27 protein-coding genes are annotated in these 19465 nt (G+C 71.4%); 15 read left to right on the forward strand and 12 right to left on the reverse strand.

Features of this window, described 5'->3' with window-relative positions; all coding sequences use genetic code 11:
- Window positions 1-10: 10 nt before the first annotated feature.
- From ACIBZJ_RS35765 to ACIBZJ_RS35775, 3 genes are all read right to left on the reverse strand, one after another.
- Window positions 11-352: a hypothetical protein gene (locus tag ACIBZJ_RS35765; protein ID WP_395937727.1), complete on the reverse strand. Its 342-nt coding sequence runs from the start codon at window positions 350-352 to the stop codon at window positions 11-13.
- A 6-nt stretch (window positions 353-358) separates the two neighbouring features.
- The gene (locus tag ACIBZJ_RS35770; protein ID WP_395937729.1) at window positions 359-1012 is read right to left on the reverse strand and encodes a DJ-1/PfpI family protein; all 654 of its coding nucleotides are present in this window, start codon (window positions 1010-1012) and stop codon (window positions 359-361) included.
- A gap of 106 nt (window positions 1013-1118) precedes the next feature.
- On the reverse strand, window positions 1119-1787 hold the full coding sequence (locus ACIBZJ_RS35775) for an SDR family NAD(P)-dependent oxidoreductase (protein ID WP_395937731.1): 669 nt from the start codon (window positions 1785-1787) through the stop codon (window positions 1119-1121).
- 71 nt (window positions 1788-1858) lie between these two features.
- Between ACIBZJ_RS35775 and ACIBZJ_RS35780 the strand changes: the two genes are divergently transcribed.
- Window positions 1859-2875, forward strand: coding sequence for an Lrp/AsnC family transcriptional regulator (locus ACIBZJ_RS35780; protein ID WP_395937733.1), 1017 nt, complete (start codon window positions 1859-1861; stop codon window positions 2873-2875).
- Here ACIBZJ_RS35780 and ACIBZJ_RS35785 read toward each other — a convergent pair.
- Window positions 2868-3722, reverse strand: coding sequence for a bifunctional 5,10-methylenetetrahydrofolate dehydrogenase/5,10-methenyltetrahydrofolate cyclohydrolase (locus ACIBZJ_RS35785; RefSeq protein WP_395937735.1), 855 nt, complete (start codon window positions 3720-3722; stop codon window positions 2868-2870). The two genes, ACIBZJ_RS35780 and ACIBZJ_RS35785, sit on opposite strands and share 8 nt — an antisense overlap.
- Window positions 3723-3896: 174 nt before the next feature.
- Between ACIBZJ_RS35785 and ACIBZJ_RS35790 the strand changes: the two genes are divergently transcribed.
- Window positions 3897-5234, forward strand: coding sequence for an FAD-binding oxidoreductase (locus ACIBZJ_RS35790; protein ID WP_395937737.1), 1338 nt, complete (start codon window positions 3897-3899; stop codon window positions 5232-5234).
- Here the strand turns inward: ACIBZJ_RS35790 and ACIBZJ_RS35795 are convergent.
- Window positions 5227-7356, reverse strand: a complete 2130-nt coding sequence (locus ACIBZJ_RS35795; protein ID WP_395937739.1) for a BTAD domain-containing putative transcriptional regulator — start codon at window positions 7354-7356, stop codon at window positions 5227-5229. The two genes, ACIBZJ_RS35790 and ACIBZJ_RS35795, sit on opposite strands and share 8 nt — an antisense overlap.
- 88 nt (window positions 7357-7444) lie before the next feature.
- Here ACIBZJ_RS35795 and ACIBZJ_RS35800 point away from each other — a divergent pair, with 88 nt between their 5' ends.
- On the forward strand, window positions 7445-7948 hold the full coding sequence (locus ACIBZJ_RS35800) for a sigma-70 family RNA polymerase sigma factor (RefSeq protein WP_395937740.1): 504 nt from the start codon (window positions 7445-7447) through the stop codon (window positions 7946-7948).
- Window positions 7949-7954: 6 nt separating this feature from the next.
- On the opposite strand, the gene ACIBZJ_RS35805 is transcribed toward ACIBZJ_RS35800, so the two are convergent.
- On the reverse strand, window positions 7955-9493 hold the full coding sequence (locus ACIBZJ_RS35805; protein WP_395937742.1) for a GMC family oxidoreductase: 1539 nt from the start codon (window positions 9491-9493) through the stop codon (window positions 7955-7957).
- 84 nt (window positions 9494-9577) lie between these two features.
- Here ACIBZJ_RS35805 and ACIBZJ_RS35810 point away from each other — a divergent pair, with 84 nt between their 5' ends.
- The 5 genes from ACIBZJ_RS35810 (at window position 9578) to ACIBZJ_RS35830 (ending at window position 12632) form a co-directional block, all read left to right on the forward strand.
- The gene (locus tag ACIBZJ_RS35810) at window positions 9578-10444 is read left to right on the forward strand and encodes a class I SAM-dependent methyltransferase (RefSeq protein WP_395937744.1); all 867 of its coding nucleotides are present in this window, start codon (window positions 9578-9580) and stop codon (window positions 10442-10444) included.
- Window positions 10445-10517: 73 nt separating this feature from the next.
- Window positions 10518-11474, forward strand: a complete 957-nt coding sequence (locus ACIBZJ_RS35815; protein WP_395937746.1) for an NAD-dependent epimerase/dehydratase family protein — start codon at window positions 10518-10520, stop codon at window positions 11472-11474.
- Window positions 11475-11526: 52 nt separating this feature from the next.
- Window positions 11527-11826 (forward strand): ArsR/SmtB family transcription factor, encoded by a 300-nt coding sequence (locus ACIBZJ_RS35820; RefSeq protein WP_395937748.1) that lies wholly within the window; start codon window positions 11527-11529, stop codon window positions 11824-11826.
- Window positions 11823-12212, forward strand: coding sequence for a VOC family protein (locus tag ACIBZJ_RS35825; RefSeq protein WP_395937750.1), 390 nt, complete (start codon window positions 11823-11825; stop codon window positions 12210-12212). Before ACIBZJ_RS35820 ends, ACIBZJ_RS35825 begins: the two co-directional genes overlap by 4 nt.
- A gap of 18 nt (window positions 12213-12230) precedes the next feature.
- Complete coding sequence (locus tag ACIBZJ_RS35830) at window positions 12231-12632, forward strand: DUF2255 family protein (RefSeq protein WP_395937752.1); 402 nt, start codon at window positions 12231-12233, stop codon at window positions 12630-12632.
- On the opposite strand, the gene ACIBZJ_RS35835 is transcribed toward ACIBZJ_RS35830, so the two are convergent.
- Window positions 12625-13065, reverse strand: coding sequence for a VOC family protein (locus ACIBZJ_RS35835; protein WP_395937754.1), 441 nt, complete (start codon window positions 13063-13065; stop codon window positions 12625-12627). The genes ACIBZJ_RS35830 and ACIBZJ_RS35835 overlap by 8 nt on opposite strands.
- A 145-nt stretch (window positions 13066-13210) precedes the next feature.
- Here ACIBZJ_RS35835 and ACIBZJ_RS35840 point away from each other — a divergent pair, with 145 nt between their 5' ends.
- Window positions 13211-13465 carry a hypothetical protein gene (locus tag ACIBZJ_RS35840; RefSeq protein ID WP_395937756.1) on the forward strand — a complete coding sequence of 85 codons (255 nt, stop codon included), beginning with the start codon at window positions 13211-13213 and terminating at the stop codon, window positions 13463-13465.
- A gap of 15 nt (window positions 13466-13480) precedes the next feature.
- On the opposite strand, the gene ACIBZJ_RS35845 is transcribed toward ACIBZJ_RS35840, so the two are convergent.
- Both ACIBZJ_RS35845 and ACIBZJ_RS35850 read right to left on the reverse strand, forming a co-directional pair.
- Window positions 13481-13648 (reverse strand): hypothetical protein, encoded by a 168-nt coding sequence (locus tag ACIBZJ_RS35845; RefSeq protein ID WP_395937758.1) that lies wholly within the window; start codon window positions 13646-13648, stop codon window positions 13481-13483.
- Window positions 13649-13664: 16 nt separating this feature from the next.
- Window positions 13665-13820 carry a hypothetical protein gene (locus ACIBZJ_RS35850; protein WP_395937760.1) on the reverse strand — a complete coding sequence of 52 codons (156 nt, stop codon included), beginning with the start codon at window positions 13818-13820 and terminating at the stop codon, window positions 13665-13667.
- Here ACIBZJ_RS35850 and ACIBZJ_RS35855 point away from each other — a divergent pair.
- Window positions 13819-14700, forward strand: a complete 882-nt coding sequence (locus ACIBZJ_RS35855) for an NAD(P)H-binding protein (RefSeq protein WP_395937762.1) — start codon at window positions 13819-13821, stop codon at window positions 14698-14700. The two genes, ACIBZJ_RS35850 and ACIBZJ_RS35855, sit on opposite strands and share 2 nt — an antisense overlap.
- Window positions 14701-14770: 70 nt before the next feature.
- On the opposite strand, the gene ACIBZJ_RS35860 is transcribed toward ACIBZJ_RS35855, so the two are convergent.
- Window positions 14771-15142: a winged helix-turn-helix transcriptional regulator gene (locus ACIBZJ_RS35860; RefSeq protein WP_395937764.1), complete on the reverse strand. Its 372-nt coding sequence runs from the start codon at window positions 15140-15142 to the stop codon at window positions 14771-14773.
- 48 nt (window positions 15143-15190) lie between these two features.
- Here ACIBZJ_RS35860 and ACIBZJ_RS35865 point away from each other — a divergent pair, with 48 nt between their 5' ends.
- Both ACIBZJ_RS35865 and ACIBZJ_RS35870 read left to right on the forward strand, forming a co-directional pair.
- Window positions 15191-15898 carry an SDR family NAD(P)-dependent oxidoreductase gene (locus ACIBZJ_RS35865; protein ID WP_395937766.1) on the forward strand — a complete coding sequence of 236 codons (708 nt, stop codon included), beginning with the start codon at window positions 15191-15193 and terminating at the stop codon, window positions 15896-15898.
- Between the two features lie 59 nt (window positions 15899-15957).
- A complete protein-coding gene (locus ACIBZJ_RS35870; RefSeq protein WP_395937768.1) occupies window positions 15958-16860 on the forward strand; it encodes a LysR family transcriptional regulator in 903 nt (300 codons plus the stop codon).
- Here the strand turns inward: ACIBZJ_RS35870 and ACIBZJ_RS35875 are convergent.
- Window positions 16822-17460, reverse strand: coding sequence for a LysE family translocator (locus ACIBZJ_RS35875; RefSeq protein WP_395937770.1), 639 nt, complete (start codon window positions 17458-17460; stop codon window positions 16822-16824). The two genes, ACIBZJ_RS35870 and ACIBZJ_RS35875, sit on opposite strands and share 39 nt — an antisense overlap.
- 82 nt (window positions 17461-17542) lie before the next feature.
- Here ACIBZJ_RS35875 and ACIBZJ_RS35880 point away from each other — a divergent pair, with 82 nt between their 5' ends.
- Window positions 17543-18013 (forward strand): NUDIX hydrolase, encoded by a 471-nt coding sequence (locus ACIBZJ_RS35880; RefSeq protein WP_395937772.1) that lies wholly within the window; start codon window positions 17543-17545, stop codon window positions 18011-18013.
- Window positions 18014-18022: 9 nt separating this feature from the next.
- Here the strand turns inward: ACIBZJ_RS35880 and ACIBZJ_RS35885 are convergent, their stop codons facing one another.
- A complete protein-coding gene (locus ACIBZJ_RS35885; protein WP_395937774.1) occupies window positions 18023-18376 on the reverse strand; it encodes a VOC family protein in 354 nt (117 codons plus the stop codon).
- Window positions 18377-18445: 69 nt separating this feature from the next.
- On the opposite strand from ACIBZJ_RS35885, the gene ACIBZJ_RS35890 reads away from it, so the two are divergent.
- Entirely contained in the window at window positions 18446-18934 is a 489-nt protein-coding gene (locus ACIBZJ_RS35890) for an RNA polymerase sigma factor (protein WP_395937776.1), read from the forward strand.
- The gene (locus ACIBZJ_RS35895; RefSeq protein ID WP_395937778.1) at window positions 18931-19461 is read left to right on the forward strand and encodes a VOC family protein; all 531 of its coding nucleotides are present in this window, start codon (window positions 18931-18933) and stop codon (window positions 19459-19461) included. Before ACIBZJ_RS35890 ends, ACIBZJ_RS35895 begins: the two co-directional genes overlap by 4 nt.
- Window positions 19462-19465: the final 4 nt, after the last annotated feature.

The following is a 19465-nucleotide window of genomic DNA, read 5'->3' on the forward strand; positions in this document are numbered from 1 at the left end:
AGGAGACAAATCACCGTTTGACGCCGGTGACCGGGCTGCGGGGGAGGCGGCCGGCTCGGGAGTGGCCGGTGAGCGTGTTCCCGGTGACCCGCACGTCGAAGTGCAGGTTCAGCCGGATGGGCTTGGTGATCGACTGACGCCACGTGGCGATGGGCCCGTCGGAGGTGATGTCGTGCAGCTCGACGATTTCGGTGGCGCCCGCGGCGGATCCAGTGATCGTGACTCCGGATTCGACGAACGTGTAGACGGCGGCGATCGAGCCGATCGGCGTCTTGATCGTGAGGTCCCAGACACCGGGGAGGGAGGACTCGTCGAGGGAAGCCCCGTCCAGGGGAGCCCCGTCCAGAGGCATGGCGGCTCAGACCTTTGCCGGCGTGCGGCCGGTGTCGCGCCAGACGGTGCCTCGGCGTTCGTACTCGAAGAGCTTCTCGACGGCGTGCGCCACCCGCGGACCGTATTCGCGTTCGAGGATGTGCAGCCCGAGGTCGAGGCCGGAGGTGACGCCGCCTGAGCTGATCAGATCGCCGTCGTCGACGACCCGGGCGGCGACGACGTGGACGCCGGTGGCTTCGAGCAGGTCCAGGCCGAGGACGTGCGTGACCGCGTTGCGGCCCTCGATCAACCCGGCCATCGCCAGCGCGAGCGAGCCGCCGCACTGGGTGGCCACCGTCACGCCGGGGTTGGCGAGTGCTTCCCGCAGGCGCCCGACCGCCTCGGTCTCGCCGAAACGGGCGAGCAGGACGGGAATCGTGTTGATGCCGTCGTCGGGGTCCGCGTCGATCGGGCCGCTGACGCCGGGCACGAGGACGTAGCCGGGTTCGGACGGGTCCAGCACGCCGGTGGCGGTGAGGGTCAGGCCGCGGGTGCCGCTGGTGACCGGGCCCGGGGTCTCGGCGACGAGTTCGACCGAGAGGTCGCCGTCGACCAGGTCGCCCCCGGCGGCCAGGACTTCGAAGGGCGCGATGACGTCCAGCGGGTCGAAGCCGTCGTAGAGGACGATCTGGACGTGCATCAAGGCTCCCTCGGTTGGCTCGCTTCCCATCGTGGGGTGGGAGCTCGGCCGAGCCCAGTGGCTGGAACGCCAATCACCGCCGGGTTCTCGCCAACCCCGCCGGGTATCACCAGGGCACGGTTTTGCCCTGGTAGTCGAGGTACTCCAGGCCGGGGCGTCCGCGCTTGGACTCCAGGACGTCCACGATCTTCGGGACGTTCTCCTCGATCGTGAACGGCGCCCCCGGCCCGCCGAGGGCGGTCTGGATCCAGCCCGGCGCCATCAGCACGAACGCACGCTCGGTCGCGGACTGCCGGGCCGCGAAGCTGCGCATGAACATGTTCAGCGCGGCCTTGCTGCCGCGGTAGACCTCGCGCAGGCCGGTCGTGTTGTTCGTGATGCTGCCCTGCCCGGACGACATCGCGCCGATGAGGCCGGTCGGGGTCACGCGGTCTTCCAGCGCCTCGATGACCCGCATCGGGCTGAGCGCGTTGGTGACCATCACCGTGACGAAGTCCTCGGTCGAGACCTGGCCGATCGGCACGTCCTCGCTGCTGGTCGTCCCCGCGTTGACGAAGAGCAGGTCGAGCCGGGGAAGCCGCTCGTGCAGGGCGGCGATCTGCGCCGGTTCGTTGATGTCGAGCTCCTCGACCGTGACGTCGAGGTCGTGCAGGGGTGTGCGTGTCGTGGCGTCGCGGACGGTGCCGATGACGTTCCATCCGCGGCCGGCGAACTCGGCCGCCATCGCGTGGCCGAGCCCGCGGGACGCTCCGACGATCAGAACTGTGGGTGACATGGTTCCAGTGTTTCCACGGCCGGGCCGGGAGGACGCCACACTGTCTGAATACGTTTCTCGGAGAGGACACGATGGCTGAATCCGTACAGCTGGAGGCCGAGGATGTGCGAATCATTCGTGCGCTGCAGATCGACCCGCGAGCCTCGTTCGCCGCGATCGGCTCCGCGCTCGGCCTCACCGAGGCGGCCGTCGGCCGCCGCTACCGCCGGCTGCGCGCCCACGGTGTCGTCCGCGTCGCCGGGATCGTCGATCCGGGGGCGCTCGGCCAGAGCAAGTGGCTGGTGCGACTGCGCTGCCGCCCGGGCAGCGTCGCCGCGATCGCGGACGCGCTCGCGAAGCGCGAGGACGTCAGCTGGGTGGCGCTGAGTGCGGCGGGTTCCGAGATCACCGGCGCCGTACGGTCGCGGACGCCGGAGCAGCGCGACGATCTGCTCGGCCGCCGGTTGCCGCGTATCGCCGCCGTCATCGACGTCCAGGCGTTCGCGATGTTGCGGCAGTTCGTCGGGGGTCGGGGGCACTACTGGGCGGCGCTGACAGGGGTGCTGACCCCGGCCGAGGAAGCGGCGCTCGGCAGCGACGACAGCGGCCCGTTCGTCGAGGCTCCGGTGGTCGCGAAAGACCCGGCCCTGCTCACGGCCGCGGACGGGAAGCTGCTCGGGTTGCTGGCCGTCGACGGCCGGGCGAGCCTGGTGGATCTCGCCGCCGCCGCGGACCTCACCCCCGGCCGGGTGTCCCGCCGGCTGGAGGCCCTGGTCGCCCGTCGGGTCGTCCACGTCGACGTCGAGATCGCGGCCGGGGCGCTCGGGTACCGCGCCCTGGCGGTGTTGTGGCTGCGCGTGCACCCGTCGGCGGTGAAGACCGTCGGGCGGACGCTGGCGCGGGAGCCCGAGATCATGTTCGCCGCCGCGGTGAGCGGGCCGTACAACCTCCACGCGGTCGCCCACTGCCGCGACCTCGACGAACTGTTCGAGTTCACGACCGACCGGATCGGCTCCCTGACCGGCGTCCAGACGATGGAGGTCGTACCGATCCACCAGCAACTCAAGCAGGCCGGCACGCTCGTCTCCGCGGGGCGGCTCGTCAGCTGAGCGTTTCGGCCGCCTGGACCGCGTTGCGGAAGAGCATGGCCACGGTGGTCGGGCCTACCCCGCCGACTCGCGGGGTGATGGCTCCGGCCACTTCGGCGCAGGCCTCGTCCACGTCGGGCAGCAGCCGGCGGCCCTCGTAGCGGACCCCGGCGCCGATCACGACCGCCCCGGGCTTGACGTGTTCCGGCCGCAGGATGCCGGGCACCCCGGCCGCCGCCACCACGATGTCGGCCCGAGAGGTGTACCGCTGCCAATCCGGCACTCCGGTGTGGACGACGGTCACGGCCGCGTTCGCGGTCGGGCGCTTCTGCGAGAGCAGGATCGCCAGCGGGCGCCCGAGCGTGGCACCGCGGCCGAGGATCACGACCTCTCGCCCCGACACCGGGATCTCGTAGTGCGCCAGCAGTGCCTCGATGCCGGCCGGGGTGCACGGCAGCGGACCCGGCAGCCCCACCGAGAGCCGTCCCACGTTCAGCGGGTGCATGCCGTCGACGTCCATGTCCGGGTTCACGGTCAGCAGGGCGGCGTCGTAGTCGAGGTGTTTCGGGACCGGGTACTGGATCAGCAGCCCGTGGACGTCCGGATCGTCGTTGTACCGAGCGATCGCCGACTCGAGATCGGCCTGGGTGGCGTCGTCCGGAAGATGGTCGTGGGGTGAGGCGAAGCCGAGTTCGGCGGCCTGCCGCTGCTTGATGCGGATGTACCCGGCGCTCGCGTCGTCGCTGCCGACGAGAATTGTGGCCAGGGACGGGATCACGCCGCGTTCGCGCAGGCGGGCGACCCGGTCGGACACGTCGGCGAGCACGGCCTCGGCCACCGGACCGCCGGGAAGCAGACGGGCAGACATACGACTCCCTCAGCGCGGGGCCCAGGCGGTCGACTCCCGCGACGAGGCTCCCCGATGGTTTCCCATCCCCGTGCCGCCAGTCGCTCCACACCCAGTTTAGTTGCGCGTTGAACTTTGGGGCGAGCCGGCCGTCGTCGCACGTGTGACCCCCTTGACCAAGAACGAGAGCCGCTGATGCAGGGCACGCTGGACCGGCACATCTACCGCCCGGCCGACCTCGAGTACGCGGAGGCCTGCCGGACCTGGGCGCTGGCCGCCGAGCTCCGCCCGGCCGCCGTGGCCTTTCCGCGTTCGCGTGCCGAAGCGGCGGTGATGATCCGGCTGGCCACCTCCGAGGGACTGCGGGTCGCACCGCTCGGCACCGGCCACAACGCGTACCCGTTCGGCGACCTGAGCGACACCGTGCTCGTCCGCACCGACCTCCTGAACAGCTATCAGGCCGACACCGAGGCCGGAATCGCGCGCGTCGGCGCCGGTGCGATCTGGGGACCGCTGGTCGACATGCTCGGCGAGCACGGGCTCGCCGCGCTGCACGGCTCGGCCCCCGACACCGGGATCGTCGGCTACACGCTCGGCGGCGGCGTGAGCTGGTACGGGCGCGCGCTCGGCCTGGCCTCCAACGCGGTCACCGCGGTCGAGCTGATCACCGCCGACGGCAGTTTCGTCCGCACCGACGAGATCCACGACCCGCAGCTGTTCTGGGCCTTACGAGGGGGAGGCGCAGGCAACTTCGGGCTGGTCACCGCGGTGGAGTTCCAGCTCGAACGGCTCCGCACGGCCTACGCCGGGATGCTCGTCTGGGATCTGCGCGAGGCCGGACGCGTCCTGCCGCGCTGGGTGGAGTGGACGGCGGAGGCGCCCGACGCCGTCACCACCGCCTATCGGCAGGTGCAGTATCCGCTGGTACCGCAGTTCCCCGAGCAACTGCGCGGCCGCAACCTGGTGATCATCGACGGCGCGGTGATCGGCGACGACCGGGAGGCCGAGCGCCTCCTGGCCCCGCTGCGGGCGCTGGAACCGAAGCTCGACACGTTCCGCCGGGTGCCGGCCCGCGCGCTCTCGCGGCTGCACCACGACCCGGAGGGCCCGTCGTCCGGCGGGGTGCGCTCCGCGTTGCTGCGCGAGCTGCCGCCGGCCGCGGTCGGACAGCTCTTGGAGGTCACCGCGGGCAGCTCCCTGGTGGTCACCGCCGAGCTGCGTCAACTCGGCGGCGCGCTCGGCCGGCCGGCACCCGGCGGCGGCGTGCTGAACCGGATCGACGGTCAGTTCCTGCTGCTCGCCGGCGGGGTGCGGGTCGGACCGCAGGCCGAGCGCACGATCTTCGACCAGGACCGCACGATCGACGCGATGGAGCCCTGGACCAACGGACGGAACTACCTGAGCTTCACCCAGCACTCCGTCGATCCGTCCACCGGATTCGACCCCGGCGCCTGGCAGTCCCTGCTGCAGATCCGCAAGCGCGTCGACCCCTTCGGGGTGCTCCGCGCGAACCACGAAGTGCCGATCACCTGACCGGCAGCGCGGCCAGCACGGCTTCCAGCCGCGACAGCGCGCCGGCCAGCGTGTCGAACTGGTCGGCCTCCCACGAACCCGGTGGGTGCTTCCCGAGGTCGTCGAGCGTCAGCACGATTTGCGGACGCTCGACCGCGAACCAATCGCGGACGGTGGCCGCGTCGTCGAACGTCAGCGGGGTCACCCCGGGCTCGGGCGGGTCGAGCGGGCCGATCTCGCCGCCGACCGTCGCCGACGCGGCGGCCAGGCTCGCCAGGTAGCAGCTGAGCAGCCGTCCGCGGGCGGCCCGGCGGCTCGCGTCGGTCTCGTCCTCCATGCACATCTCGAACGAGAACAGGCCGATCAGGTCGTGCGCCTGATAGCGGCCCGGGCTGGGCTCGTCGAGGAACCGCACCCCGATCAGCTCGTCGGTGAGGCGCTGCGCCTCCTCCAGCGGGATGCCGCACACGCTGGCGGTGAGGTGCAACGAGCCCTCGAAGCCGCGGTGCACGGCGGCGAGCCGCACGGCGCGCCGGGCCGGCGGCGACAGCGCCTCGTACGACCAGCGCAGCGTCGCGCGCACCCCGGCGTCGCGACCGTCGAGAACGCGCAGCCGGGACGCGCTCGCCCGCATCTCGTCGGCCACCGTGCGCGGGGTGAGCGATGGGTCCTTCAGCGGGCGCGCCGCGACGATGCTGAGCGCCAGCGGCAGCCCGCCGCACTGCGCGACGATCTCGTCCACCGCTGCCTTGTCGTCCTCGCTGAGCGAGACCCGCAGACGCCGCCGCAGGATCGCCCGGGCGTCGGGGACCGGTAGCGCGCCGAGCGCGACCGGGACCGCGCCCTGGGCGCCGACCAGCCCGGTCAGGCGGCTGCGGCTGGTCACCAGCGTCAGCGAACCGCGGCCGGGCGGCAGCAGCGGGCGGATGTGCTCCTCGTCACGGGCGTTGTCGACGATCAGCAGCACGCGCTTGCGGTCGAGGATCGAACGGTAGAGCGCGAACCGCTCGTCGGCGTTCGGCGACACCTCGGCGGCGCGTACCCCGAGCGCGTTCAGCAGCGGCACCATCGCCTCGGCGGGCGGGATCGGACGCCCCTCCGGCCCGAAACCCCGCAGGTCGACGAAGAGCTCGCCGTCGGGGAACCGGTGCGCGTTGCCCCGGGCCCAGCGCACCGCGAGCGTGGTCTTGCCGACGCCACCCATGCCGTGGATGACCACGATCGCCGCGTCCGGCCGGTCGGCGACCGAGGCGTCGATGTGCTCGATCTCGGCGGTGCGGCCGCTGAACGTCGTCAGCTCGGCCGGCACCATCGCGGGACGCACGGTAGCCGGTACCTGCATCGGAAGATCGTCGGAGCGTAAGACGTCCAAATGGGCCTGTCGCAGTGCCGGACCGGGGCCGATGCCGAGCTCGTCGGCCAGACGCTGCCGGAGGAACTGGATCAGGCCCAGCGCCTCGGCGCGATGGCCGGCCGCGGTGAGGCAGCGGATGAGCGCCGCGTGCAGCAGTTCGTTCAACGGATCGGCGGCGACGGCGGCCCGCAGGACGCGGAGCAGGTCGTAGGAGGGCACCGCGCCGGTGAACGCGGCGGCGACCTCGGCGGCCTGGATCGCCACCTGCGAACGCTCGGCGTCGATCGCGCGGAACACCGTGGCGGCCTCGACCGAGGACTCGACGCCCGCGGCGCAGGTGCCGTCCCAGAGCGCGAGCGCCTCGGTGCGCAGGACGGTTGCCTTCAGCGGGTGGGTGGTCTCCTTCGCGCGGCGGACCAGCGCGCGGAAGCGCAGCAGGTCGCACTCGTTCTCGTCGAGCACCAGCCGGTAGGAGTTGCCGGACCGCAGCAGCCACTGCCCGCTCGCGCGGTGCGGAAGGCCGGGCTCCAGCAGTCGCCGGATCCGGCCGACGGACCGTTGGATGACGTTCATCGCGCTGGCCGGAGGAGCGTCGCTCCAGATCGCATCGATCATCGTGGCGACCGAGATCGGGTTGCCGGCCCGGGCCAGCAGCATCGCCAGCACGGCTTGTTCCTGGCCAGGGCCCACGGCCAGTTCTCCACCGTTACGGAACAGCCGGACGGGTCCGAGGACGGTGAAGTAAACCTCGGGTCTGCTCTCGGCCGGCACGTTGCTCAGCGTAACCATCTGCCCCAGAGCATAGGGCCGAAGGCGCCAGTTCCTCTGTCAGTTCCGTGTCAGTTGCAACGCAGTGGGCCTTTCTAGCGTCGGCCGCATGTCCCTCCCCGATACGCGGATCGACGCCTTGCACGCGACACACTCGAGTGACCTCCTGCGGTATCTGCTCAAGCTCAACCGGGGTGACCGGCAGACCGCGGAGGACATGCTGCAGGAGACGATGCTCCGCGCGTGGCAGCACGTGGACCGCCTGCCGGAACACGAGAACAATCAGCGCAGATGGTTGTTTGCCGTGGCGAGAAGACTCTTCATCGACTCGGTCCGGGCTCGGCAGATCCGTCCGACCGAGACACCGGTCCTCGATCTGGAACACCTCGGGCGAGCCGAGGACACCTCCGACGCCGCCGTGGTCAACGACGCCGTGCAGCACGCGTTCGGCCGGTTGTCGGATGCGCACCGCAGCGTTCTCGTCGATCTCCACATGCGAGGGCTGACGGCCGAGGAACTGGCGGCGCGGATGCGCGTGCCGGTCGGGACGGTGAAATCTCGCGCTCACTATGCGTTACGGGCGCTGCGGAACGGCCTCGCGGCCGTCGATTGAAACGTTTTAATGCCGGGTTGGGGTCGGTCCGGGCCGGACACGGGAGTCGTCGATGAGGTCGGCGGCCCGCTCGGCGATCGCCAGCACCGTGGCGTTCGTGTTCGCACAGATCGGCGCAGGCATGACCGAGGCGTCGACCACCCGCACGCCCTCGACGCCCCGGAGCCGGAGCTCACCGTCCACGACGGAGTTCGGGTCGTCGCCGAGGCGGCAGGTACCGGCCGGATGGAAGAACGGCGTCGCCGATCGCTGCAGGTAGCGGAGGCAGTCGTCGTAGTTCTGCACGTCGGGGCCCGGGAGGGCCTCCTCCTTGCGCCAGGCGTCGAGCGCCGGCTGGTCGCCGACCTCGCGTGCCATCCGGAGCCCCTGGATCATCCGGTCGATGTCTTCCCGGACGCTCAGGTAGCGCGGATTCACCAGCGGGCGCTGGGTGGGGTCGGCGTTCGCGAGGCGGACGGTGCCGCGGCTCAGCGGCCGCATCAGGCCGAACGCGATCGTGTACCCGTTGATCGGTCCGGCGAGCGCCGGTGAGTGGTTCGGCACCGAGACGCAGACCATCAGGACGTCACCGTGGTGCGGTCCGCCGGCGTCGCCGGGCGGCCGGACGACGAACGTCTGCGGCGGCTGCGGGCTCGACTCGTCCGGCGACTGGTACACGACTCCGGAGAGCACGTGGTCGTAGAGGTTGCTGCCGACCTGCGGAGCGTCGACCAGGACCGGGACACCGTGCTCGGTGAGGTGATCGGCGGGGCCGATGCCGGACGCCATCAGCAGGTGCGGCGACCCGATCGCACCGGCGGCGACGACGACCTCGATCCGGGCGCTGAAGCTCTGCAGACCGTCGGCGGTCTGCAGCAGGACGCCGGTGCACCGCCGGTAGGCGAACTGGAGCCAGCGGGCGGTCGCGTCGGTCAGCACCGTGAGGTTCTTCCGGTCGCGTGCGGGGCCGAGGTAGGCGTCGGCGGCGCTCTGGCGGACGCCCGCGACGACGTTGTGCTCGTTCCGGCCGACGCCGTCGGGGTGGGCACCGTTGAGGTCGTCGGTCTCCGGGTAACCGGCGTCGATCGCGGCGCGGTGGAGGGCCTCGCCCAGCTCGGTGCGGAGGGGAAGGGCCGCGACCCGCATCGGACCGTCCGTGCCCCGGAGCTCCGGGTTGCCGGTGGACGCGGTTTCGCTGCGGCGGAAGTACGGGAGCAGGCTCGCGTGGTCCCAGCCCTGGGCGAAACCGGCCCAGGCGTCGTAGTCGGTGGGCCTGCCCCGGACGTGCATCGTGCCGTTCGTCGCGCTGGATCCGCCGAGCACTTTGCCCTGCGACAGGAGCAGGCGCGTGTCGGCCAGGCCGGGCTGGGGTTCGGTCCAATGGCACCAGTCGATGTCGGAGCCCGCGAGCGTCGGCCAGAGGTACCAGGTCTTGATCGCCTCCGGGCCGCTCGGTCTGCCCGCTTCGACGAGCAGGACCTCGTTGGCCGGATTCTCCGACAGACGCGCGGCGAGCACACAGCCTGCGGTGCCGGCGCCGACGATGACATAGTCGAATTCAGGCATTCGAGTCCCCTGTGTCGTGTACCTCGTCCGTAGGGACTCGACGGACGTGCGGGCTCGAAGTTCAATTCACAGGGGTAGGTGCTCGTGGCGGAGCCGCTGAAGGCGAGCCGGACCGCGGTGCAGGTCTGTCAGGGCCGGGCCGCCGCGGACGGTCGCCTCGCGGTGGGCCGGTTCGCCGATCCGACGGCGTGGGTGCTGCTCCGCCCGGACGAGCGGGAGCCGGTGCAGTGGGTGCGCGACGGTGCCGTGCCGCGGCCGTGGGCGCAGCGCATCGACTACGAAACCGTGCTCGGGACGTCGGAGCTGATGGCGGCGCGGACGGTGGCGATCGACGACGCGGTTCGGGCCTGCGAGGCGCCTCAGGTGGTGATCCTGGGCGCGGGGCTGGACGGGCGGGCCTGGCGGTTGCTGTCCGGGCGCGCGGTGTACGAGGTGGATCAGCCGGCGTCGCAGGAAGACAAGCGGCGTCGCTGCGCGCCGCTGGAGGGCGAGCCGCCGGTGTTCGTCCCGGTCGACTTCCGGGCCGACCGGTTGGACGCGGCGCTGGCGGCCGCCGGGCACCGGCCCGAACTCGCGACGGTCTGGGTGTGGGAGGGCGTGGTGCCGTACCTCACCCCGGCACAGGTCGAGGCGACCGTGGGCGTGATCGCGGGATGCTCGGCGGCCGGCAGCCGGCTCGTGGTGAACTTCCAGACGCCCGGGCGCGGGATGGCGCTGGGCCGGTTGGTGGCGCGGGCGGTGGCCCGGTCGACCGGGCGGGCGAGTGTCTGGCGGGACGAACCGTGGCGATCGACGTGGACGCCGACGGAGATGGCGTCGCTGCTCTCGCGTCACGGTTTCGGGGCCGTGGCCGACATCGATCTGGTCGAGGTCGCGGCGGAGCTGGGCCTGGTCGTGCGGCGGGAGTTGTCGCTGCGTCACAGCCCGGTGATGATCGCCGACCGGGGGTGAATTCCCTGGTCCTGGCAGTCCTACGACAAGCGGGCCACTCGCTGTGCGGCGGGGAGCGGCGAATTCTTTCGGTATGAACACAGCACTGGTTACCGGTGGATCCGGCTATGTCGGTACGCAACTGATCGCTGCCCTGCTGCGGAAGGGGCAGCCGGTCCGCGCCACGGTCAGGTCGTCGGACCGGTCGGCGGACCTGCGCGCGGCAATCCGCCGCGGTGGCGTCGCCGACCACGACCTGCCGGTCGTGGTGGCCGAACTGGAGTCGGACGACGCCTGGGCGAGCGCCGTGGCCGGGTGCGACGAGGTTTATCACGTCGCCTCGCCGATCCCGGTCGAGCAGCCGGACGACCCGGACGAGCTGATCGTCCCGGCGCGGGAGGGCACGGTGCGGGTGCTGCGGGCCGCGCGCGACGCGGGTGCCAGGAGGGTCGTGCTGACGTCGTCGTTCGCGGCGGTCGGATACACGCCGAAGCCCGGCGCGGAGTTCACCGAAGACGACTGGACCGACCCCGACCAGCCCGGGCTGGCGGTGTATCCGCGGTCGAAGGTGGTCGCGGAACGGGCGGCGTGGGACTTCGAGCTGGGCGACACGGAGCTGGTGGTGGTGAACCCGACGTTCATTCTCGGGCCGACGCTGACCACCCGGCTGGGGTCGTCGATGTACCTGATCAAGGCGATGCTCGAGGGCACGATGCCGGTGGCGCCGAGGGCGCGGATGGGCGTCGTCGACGTGCGGGACGTGGCGTCGCTGGAGATCCTGGCGATGGCCGCGCCGGAGGCGGCCGGGAAGCGCATCCTGGCCGTGGCGGACGGGCCGACGACGAGTTTCCTGGAGGTGGGCCAGGTGCTGGCGCGGCGGCTCGGGGCCACGCGGGTGCCCGCGTCCGAGGCGCCCGGCGACGACCTGCCACGCCCGATCATCCACAACGACCGCGCCCGGGCGCTCGGCTGGCGTCCGCGCGAGCTCGAATCGACGATCGTCGATTCGGCAACGAGCCTGCGGGAACTGGGAATCGTCTCGGAGGGCTAGCAGGGTCGCCAGCAGGGCCTCCCGTTGACAGGCAAGTGGGTGCTTGCCTATCGTGGGCCGCGTGGCGGACGTGTTCAAGGCGTTGGCCGATCCGACGCGCCGCGCCATCCTCGATGAGCTGCGTGAACGGGACGATCAGACGCTCTTCGAGATCTGCGGTCGGCTGACCATGAAACACGGGTTGAACTCGACCCGGCAGGCGATCTCGCAGCATCTCGACGTGCTCGAGGGGGCCGGCCTGGTCACTACCAGGCGAGAGGGGCGGTACAAGTACCACCGCCTCGACACGTCGCCGCTACGGGCCATCGTCGAACGGTGGCCTCTCGACTCCGAGGAGAGTAGGCAACCGTGAAGATCGTGATCACCAGCGTGTTGGTGGACGACCAGGCGAAGGCGGAGCACTTCTACACCGACGTACTCGGGTTCCGGGTGAAGGACGACATTCCGATGGGCGAGCACCGCTGGCTCACGCTGGTGTCGCCGGAGCAGTCCGACGGGGTCGAACTGCTGCTCGAACCGAGCGAGCACCCGGCGGCCCGGCCGTTCAAGGAGGCGCTGGTCGCGGACGGGATCCCGTTCACGTCGTTCGGGGTCGACGACGTGCAGGCCGAGTTCGAGCGGCTGCGGGGGCTCGGCGTGGTGTTCACGCAGGAGCCGGTGGACATGGGGCCGGTCGTGACCGCCGTCTTCGACGACACCTGCGGGAACCTGATTCAGATCGCGGCACGCAAGGCGTAGACCAAGAGGCGGTTGATCATGCAGACGTGGTCCGCGGAGGCGCTGGGGCTGATCGGCCGGGCCCAGGAGCTGGAGATCGCGGTTCGGGAGCGGTGGGTTCCGATCTGGGCCGTGAGCACGGGCGGGCAGGTGTTCGTGCGGACCTGGTACCGGCGGGCGACCGGCTGGTACGGGGGCGCGGTCGCCGCCGGGCGTGCACGGGTCCGGGTGCCGGGGCTGGTGTCGGACGTGCTCGTCGACGAGGTCGGGGAGTTGCTGCGGGCGGAGGTCGACAACGCGTACGCGGCCAAGTACGGGCACTACGGGCCGGGATCGGTGGATCGGATGGTGGGGGACGCGGCGGCGGAGACCACTCTCCGGTTGAATCCGGTCCGAGGCGACGGACGCGAGACCGGAGCGACGACCGGCGGCGTCAGCTGACGCAGAACTCGTTGCCTTCGGGGTCGTGCATCACGACCCAGTAGTACGGGTCTTCGGGGTCGTCCGAGCTGACCCGGTGGTCCACCGAGGCGCCCAGCGCCACCAGTTCGGCGACCCGGGTGTCGACGATCTCGACCAGGCGGGGCTGGGGCAGCGAGGCGTCCCGCTCGGTCGGGTAGAGGTCGAGGTGGAGCCGGTTGGGGCCGGGCGCGGCCTCGGACGTCGGCTGGAACCAGATCGGTGGCCGGAGTCCCTCGGGGTCGAAGATGCGGTCTTCGAACGCGGTGCGGTCGCCCAGGCGTGACCGGTAGTGCCGGTTCCACGGGGTGTCGGGCGTCGCGGGGGGCGCCGGCGAGAACCCCAGCGCCTCGGCCCAGAACCGGGCCAGCCGGGCAGGATCCTGCGCGTTGATCGTCAGCTGCCAGAACACCATGCCGAGCAGACTAGGCCCGAGCTCCCCGAACGTCGATCGCGCGTTCTGCAACTAAAGGTTGCGTATCGCGGGTGTCGGGTACGTTCATGCGCAACCAAAGGTTGCTATCGAGGAGCAGTCAGGCGATTTCCACGAAGGAGTTCTGATGGCTGACATCCTGCACCGGGTCGGCGTGGTCGCCCTGCTCGACGACGTCTACCGCGCGATCGCCACGACGGACGGGCTGGCCGGCTGGTGGACGCGCGACACCACGACGGAGGACGGCCGGCTGATCCTCCAGTTCGGCGACGTCGGCGGGTTCGACCTGACGGTCAAGGAGCTCGATCCGTCCGGGACCGTGCGCTGGGTGGGGCGCGGCCGCCCGGCCCCCGACGACGCGCAGATCAGCGATTGGCACTAACCGATCGGCAGCTTCTCAGCGTTCTTCGGAAACCGAGTCCAGAATGGGCTCGGCGCCGTACTCCAGCGGCAGCACTCCGCTGTCGAGGAGCTCCTGCTCCTCCCGCCGGCGCGCGACGAACACCGCGACGGCGGTTGCGGCGATACCCAGTGCGGTCAGGAGCAACACAGTCTTCTTGGCCATGCCGGGAACCGTAGTCCTACGCCGCCACCCGGCGGTAACAGCGCGTGGCCCGGGTGAGCGACAGCGCGGTGAGGACGACGACGACCGCCTGCGGGATTGATACCGGCACGGTCTCAATGGCGTCGAAGTCGGTCTTTCCGGTTCGCGCCGGACGCACGTTGACTGGGCGCATGATCGTCATTACTTCTCCGACCGGAAACATCGGCGGCCAGTTGGTGCAAGACCTGCTCGACGCCGGTGCGCCGGTGCGCGTCATCGCGCGTGACCCGGCCCGGCTCGCGCCGGGCGTTCTCGACCGGGTCGAGGTCGTCCGTGGTTCCCATCGTGACGCGGACGTCGTGGACGAGGCGTTCGACCGGGCTTCCGCGGTGTTCTGGCTGGTGCCGGCGGACAGGCAGGCAGCGAGCGTATCCGACGCGTACTCCGGCTTCGCGCAGGCCGGGATCGCGGCGATGAAGAGCGTCGGCCGGGTGGTGGGCATCTCGGCGCTGGGCCGCGGAACGGCCGTCGCCGGGCGGGCCGGTCACGTCACCGCGACGCTCGCCATGGACGACCTGATCACGGCCACCGGCGTGCCGTACCGGGCCCTGACCATGCCGTCGTTCATGGACAACACGATCCGGCAGGCCGGCGCGATCGCGACGCAGGGCGCGTTCTTCGGGCCGTCACGGCCGGACATGCCGGTGCCGATGGTGGCGACCCGGGACATCGCCGCGGTCGCGGCGCGGTTGCTCCTCGACGAGTCCTGGACGGGATCCGAGGAGGTGCCGGTGCTCGGCCCCGAGGACATCACGTTCGACCAGATGGCCGAGATCATCTCCGACGTGCTCGGACGCCCGGTGCGCTACCAGCAGGTCCCGGGTGAGGCGTTCAAGGCGACGATGTCGAAGAACGGGAACTCCGAGCCGATGGCGCAGGCCTACCTCGACATGGCGCTGGCCAAGAACGACGGGCTGGACTCCGCGGTCGTGCGCACGCGCGAGAACAGCACCCCGACGACGTTCCGCCAGTGGTGCATCGAGGTACTGACGCCGGCCGTCCAGGGGTACTGAGGGGGCATGACTCCGGCGGACCGCGGGATTCGCCGGTCCATTCGCGACGGGCTGGCGGGCCGAGCGCGACTCATCCCGGGGTTTCGGCGGTCGCCCCCGTGGTGGCCCAGGTCGCGATCGCCGAGATGGGTCCGAGCAGATCTCGCCCGGACAGCGTCAGCGAGTACTCCACCGACGGCGGCACGGTCGGGTGCACCGTGCGCAGCACCAGGCCGTCGGACTCCAGCCCCCGCAGCGTCCGGGTGAGCATGCGCTGGCTGATGCCCTCGATCCGGTGCTGCAGCTCGTTGAACCGGTGCGTCCGCTGGGAGAGCAGCATCAGCGTGACGAGCGTCCACTTGTCGCCGAAGCGGCGGAAGACCTCCGTCACCGGGCAGGCCTCGTAGTCGGCGAGGGGAACCCGCGCAGGCAGGGAACTAACAACGGTGTTCCTACCGGACATCGAAGTGCCTTCTTCCGGGCGTCTCGGGCGGCGGCGACAGTGGTGCTCGTGGAACCCATTCTGATTGTCGGAGCCGGTCCCGGACTGGGCCTTTCGATCGCGCACCGGTTCGGGCGCGAGGGACGTCCGGTCGCGTTGATCTCGCGGAACCAGGAACGCCACGGCGGCTACCTGAGCTCGTTGCGGGCCGAGGGCATCGAGGCCGTGGCCGTCGCGGCGGACATTGCCGATCCGGCCCGGGCTCGGGCCGCGGTGGAGTCGGTGACCGAACGGCTCGGGCCGATCGGCGTGCTGTACTACGGGCCGGGCGCCGCCGATCCGGCTGCGCGACCGGCGCCGATCCTCCAGATCGGAGCCGAGGATCTCGACGAGGCCGTCCGCACGACGGTCCGGCCCGCGGTCGACCTGACCGGGCTGGTGCTGCCCGGCATGATCGAGCGCGGATCCGGGACCCTGCTGTACGTGGCCGGGCTCAGCGCGGTCGTCCCGCTGCCGATGATCGGGGCGCTGGCACCCGCGTCGGCCGCGGTGCGGACGTACGCGCTCACGCTCAACGCGGCCCTGGCCGGCACCGGCGTCCAGGCCGGCGCGATCGTCATCGGCGGTCTCGTCGAGCGCGGAGACGTCCACCGCGCCGCAGTGGCCGCGGTCGGCGATGGCCTCCCGACGCTGGATCCGGACGAGCTCGCGGACGCGGCGGCGGACCTGGCGAGCCGCCGTGACCGGGCCGAGGTCGTCTTCGACGCACTGAGCTGACGGAGTCCTCGATCGTGTGCTGAAGGACCGATTGGCGGGGCAATTGATACCCTGGCGGTATGGGTGACCTGGAAGTCCGGCAGCTGCGGTACTTCGTCGCCGTCGCCGAGGAACTGCACTTCGGGCGGGCCGCGGAGCGGCTCGGGATGGCGCAGCCGCCGCTGTCGCGCGCGATCCGGGAGATCGAGCGGCAGCTCGGCGTGCAGCTACTGGAGCGGACGACCCGTCAGGTCGCGCTGACGTCCGCGGGTGAGACGCTGCTCGGCGACGCCCGGACCGCGCTGGAAGCGGTCGAGGCGGCCGGCAGGAGGGCGCGGAACGCGGGCCGGTCGGAACCTCGGCTGCGCCTGGCGTTCAAAGCCGACTACGACGGCGGCCTGCTGCCGCGGATGCTCGCGTTGTTCGAACGTGACCCGTCGGCCCGGCCGGTCGAACTGCTCATGGGCGGACGCGGAGAGCAGGCGCCCGCCCTGCGCGAGGGCCGGGCCGACGTCGCGTTGCTCTGGCTTCCGCCCGAGGAGCCGGGCCTCGACCTGGAGCCGCTGCTGACCGAGGCACGGGTGGTCGTGCTGGCGGCGAACGATCCGCTGGCGGCCCGGACGTCGCTGGCGCTGGCCGACCTGGCCGGGCGCCTGCTGCCGGACGGGACCGACGCCGGCGGTGGCGGGTTGCTGCGGCTCCCGCCGGCGCGGCCGCAGCGCGACCTGGCTCAGATCTTCAGCCTGGTGGAGGTCGGGAGCCTCGTCTGGTTCCTGCCGGTGTCGCTGGCCCGTCGGCACGCACGGCCCGGTCTCGCCTACCGGGAGGTCACCGACCTGGCCCCGTCGACGCTGGCCGTCGCCTGGCCGGCCGACTCCCACTCGCCGGCCGTGGCCGCCTTCGTCCGGGCCGCCCTCGAGGTGGCCGCGGACACGCAGGAGCCGTCAGTCCTTGCGGCCGGTGGCGGCGACGGTTACTCCTAGGCCGATCATCGTCAGACCGCCGATGCCTCCGATCATGGAGAGGCGCTGGGGTGAGCGCGCGAACCAGTCCCGGGCCGTGGACGCGGCCAGGCCCCAGATGCCGTCGCAGGTCAGCGCCATGAGCGTGAAGACGAGGCCGAGGATCAGCATCTGTGTGGCGACGTGCCCCTGTCCCCGGTCGACGAACTGGGGCAGCACGGCCGCGAAGAACACGATCGTCTTCGGGTTGGACACACCGACCGTGAACCCCTCGCCGAACGTGCGCAGGGCACCGCGCGGCGCATCGGCCCCGGCGAACGCGGCCTGCAGCGAGCGGCGTCGACGCCAGGCCTTGACGCCCAGGTAGATCAGGTACGCGGCCCCGGCGAGCTTCAGGATCGTGAACACGAGCACCGAGCGCTCGACGATCGACCCGATGCCGAACGCGACCGCGGCGATCAGCACGTAACACCCGAGCGAGTTGCCGGCGACGGTGGTGAGCGCGGCCCGGTGCCCCTGCGCGAGCGCCCGCCCGATCACGAACAGGACGCTGGGCCCCGGGACGATGATCAGCACGAACGACATCGCTGCGAACGCCAGGAGATGCTCGGTGGACACCATGCGCCCATGCAAGCAGGGGTGGGTCGCCTTTTCCAACGGATTCCGGCCGATGCGAGCCCGGGCGTCGCCGTAAGGTCGGGTCGTGCCAATTCCGGACTTCATCGTCGAACTGCGCTCGAAGATCGGGCAGGATCCGCTGCCGCTGACCGGGGTCACGGCCGTCGTGCTCGACCCGCACGACCGCGTGCTGCTCACCCGCCGGTCGGACGACGGGACCTGGGCGCTCGTGAGCGGGTGCCTCGAGCCCGGCGAGCAGCCCGCGGCGTGCGCGGTGCGGGAGACGTTCGAGGAGACGGCCGTGGTCGCGGTGGTCGAGCGGCTGGTGTCGGTCGAGGGAATGCCGCTCAAGGTGCTGCCGAACGGCGATCAGGTCTACTGGCTCGACGTCGCGTTCCGCTGCCGGTTCGTCAGCGGCGAGGCCCGTGTGAACGACGACGAGTCGGTGGAGGTCGCGTGGTTCGACGCGGCGTCGATGCCCGAGCTCGACGCTCGCCAGACCCGGTGCCTGGCCCTGGCCCGCGAAGCCGCCGGCCGACCCTGGTACGTGAGCTGACCCTCTGCGTCAGCTGTCGTGGTGGGCGATGTTCAGGACGGTCCCGTCCGGCGCCCGCACGAAGAACCGCCGCACGCCCCACGGCTCCGTCGTCAGCGGCTTCACGATCTCGTAGCCGCGCCGCTGCGCGTCCGCGTAGGCCTCTTCGACGTCGGACGTGTGGACGGAGACCGCCGAGTCCACCGGCGCGGTCGCGTCCCGGGTGACCAGCTGGACGATCGCCTCGCCGTCCGGCGACGTGTACCGGGCGACCCAGCCCAGGTTGAAGTCCTCGTTCGTCAGCCCGAGGAAGTCCGTGTAGAAGCTTTTCGCCGCCTCGATGTCGGCCACCGGCAAGTTCGGCATGATTCGAAAGACGCGCATGAATTGTTCTTTCCCGTAGCGTCCGACGGGTTCGCGAACCGGGACCCCGCGATCGGGAGAGAACCAGGTATGGACGTCGCGGAGCTCTTCGACCAGCACGGGTCGTCGCTGCTGCGCTTCTTGGCTCGGAGGGTCCGGCCGGCCGAGGCCGAAGACCTGTTGGGAGAGGTGTTCCGCATCGCGTTCGAGCGGCGTGAGACGTTCGATCCGAGCCGGGGCGAGGTCCGGCCGTGGCTGTACGGGATCGCCGCGAACCTGGTGGCCAAGCACCACCGCAGCGAGGCGCGGCGCCTGCGCGCGATGGCCCGGCTCTCGGCCGTGCCGGTCGAGGATCCGGCCGATCGGGCCGTGGCGGTGGCCGACGCGGACGCGCTCTGGCCCCGGGTGCTCGACGCGCTGGAAGCGCTGCCCGAGGGCGAGCGGCAGGCGTTGCTGCTGTTCGCCTGGGAGGAGCTGAGCTACGAGGAGATCGCGTTCGCGCTCGACGTGCCGGTCGGGACGGTGCGCTCCCGCCTGAACCGGGCCCGCGCGCGCCTGACCGAGGGGGTCGAGTCGTGACCGATGACCTGGAACCGCTGCGCCGGTCCCGGCCCGACCGGGTGCTGCCGGACGATCCTCCGGATCCGGAGGTCCTGGCCCGCGGAAAGGCGCGCCTCCTGTCGGCGCTCGCCGGCGGCGAGGTCGTGCACCGGCCGATGCCGTCGATCCACCCCCGTCTGGCCTATGCGGACGAGAGGGCCGCCCTGGATTTCCTGACCCGGGTGTTCGGACTGGTCGAGCGCAGGGAGTCACGTATGGAGCACCCGGACGGAATGCTGGCGTGGCTCGAGATCGGTGACGGGGTCGTGATGATCGGGCGCTCCGGTGAACAGCGGCACGGGCTGCACAGCCCGGCGGAGCTGGGGGCACCGACCGCGATGCTCAACGTGTACGTGCCGGACGTGGACGCGCATTACCGGCGGGCCCGGGAGGAGGGGGCGCGGATCGTGGCCCCGCTGGAAGAGATGTTCTGGGGAGACCGGAGGTACGAGGCGCTCGACGTCGAGGGGCACCGGTGGCACTTCGCGCAGCGCGTGGCCCGGTAGGGCA

Origin of the sequence: Cryptosporangium sp. NPDC051539, from assembly GCF_044454545.1 — a bacterium.
Classification (GTDB): domain Bacteria; phylum Actinomycetota; class Actinomycetes; order Mycobacteriales; family Cryptosporangiaceae; genus Cryptosporangium.

What these genes read in the sequence shown, in the direction of transcription:
- ACIBZJ_RS35765 (WP_395937727.1), bottom strand. Translation starts at nt 352, where the DNA reads ATGCCTCTGGACGGGGCTCCCCTGGACGGGGCTTCCCTCGACGAGTCC.
- ACIBZJ_RS35770 (WP_395937729.1), bottom strand. Translation starts at nt 1,012, where the DNA reads ATGCACGTCCAGATCGTCCTCTACGACGGCTTCGACCCGCTGGACGTC.
- ACIBZJ_RS35775 (WP_395937731.1), bottom strand. Translation starts at nt 1,787, where the DNA reads ATGTCACCCACAGTTCTGATCGTCGGAGCGTCCCGCGGGCTCGGCCAC.
- ACIBZJ_RS35780 (WP_395937733.1), top strand. Translation starts at nt 1,859, where the DNA reads ATGGCTGAATCCGTACAGCTGGAGGCCGAGGATGTGCGAATCATTCGT.
- ACIBZJ_RS35785 (WP_395937735.1), bottom strand. Translation starts at nt 3,722, where the DNA reads ATGTCTGCCCGTCTGCTTCCCGGCGGTCCGGTGGCCGAGGCCGTGCTC.
- ACIBZJ_RS35790 (WP_395937737.1), top strand. Translation starts at nt 3,897, where the DNA reads ATGCAGGGCACGCTGGACCGGCACATCTACCGCCCGGCCGACCTCGAG.
- ACIBZJ_RS35795 (WP_395937739.1), bottom strand. Translation starts at nt 7,356, where the DNA reads ATGGTTACGCTGAGCAACGTGCCGGCCGAGAGCAGACCCGAGGTTTAC.
- ACIBZJ_RS35800 (WP_395937740.1), top strand. Translation starts at nt 7,445, where the DNA reads ATGTCCCTCCCCGATACGCGGATCGACGCCTTGCACGCGACACACTCG.
- ACIBZJ_RS35805 (WP_395937742.1), bottom strand. Translation starts at nt 9,493, where the DNA reads ATGCCTGAATTCGACTATGTCATCGTCGGCGCCGGCACCGCAGGCTGT.
- ACIBZJ_RS35815 (WP_395937746.1), top strand. Translation starts at nt 10,518, where the DNA reads ATGAACACAGCACTGGTTACCGGTGGATCCGGCTATGTCGGTACGCAA.
- ACIBZJ_RS35830 (WP_395937752.1), top strand. Translation starts at nt 12,231, where the DNA reads ATGCAGACGTGGTCCGCGGAGGCGCTGGGGCTGATCGGCCGGGCCCAG.
- ACIBZJ_RS35835 (WP_395937754.1), bottom strand. Translation starts at nt 13,065, where the DNA reads ATGGTGTTCTGGCAGCTGACGATCAACGCGCAGGATCCTGCCCGGCTG.
- ACIBZJ_RS35840 (WP_395937756.1), top strand. Translation starts at nt 13,211, where the DNA reads ATGGCTGACATCCTGCACCGGGTCGGCGTGGTCGCCCTGCTCGACGAC.
- ACIBZJ_RS35845 (WP_395937758.1), bottom strand. Translation starts at nt 13,648, where the DNA reads ATGGCCAAGAAGACTGTGTTGCTCCTGACCGCACTGGGTATCGCCGCA.
- ACIBZJ_RS35855 (WP_395937762.1), top strand. Translation starts at nt 13,819, where the DNA reads ATGATCGTCATTACTTCTCCGACCGGAAACATCGGCGGCCAGTTGGTG.
- ACIBZJ_RS35850 (WP_395937760.1), bottom strand. Translation starts at nt 13,820, where the DNA reads ATGCGCCCAGTCAACGTGCGTCCGGCGCGAACCGGAAAGACCGACTTC.
- ACIBZJ_RS35860 (WP_395937764.1), bottom strand. Translation starts at nt 15,142, where the DNA reads ATGTCCGGTAGGAACACCGTTGTTAGTTCCCTGCCTGCGCGGGTTCCC.
- ACIBZJ_RS35870 (WP_395937768.1), top strand. Translation starts at nt 15,958, where the DNA reads ATGGGTGACCTGGAAGTCCGGCAGCTGCGGTACTTCGTCGCCGTCGCC.
- ACIBZJ_RS35875 (WP_395937770.1), bottom strand. Translation starts at nt 17,460, where the DNA reads ATGGTGTCCACCGAGCATCTCCTGGCGTTCGCAGCGATGTCGTTCGTG.
- ACIBZJ_RS35885 (WP_395937774.1), bottom strand. Translation starts at nt 18,376, where the DNA reads ATGCGCGTCTTTCGAATCATGCCGAACTTGCCGGTGGCCGACATCGAG.
- ACIBZJ_RS35890 (WP_395937776.1), top strand. Translation starts at nt 18,446, where the DNA reads ATGGACGTCGCGGAGCTCTTCGACCAGCACGGGTCGTCGCTGCTGCGC.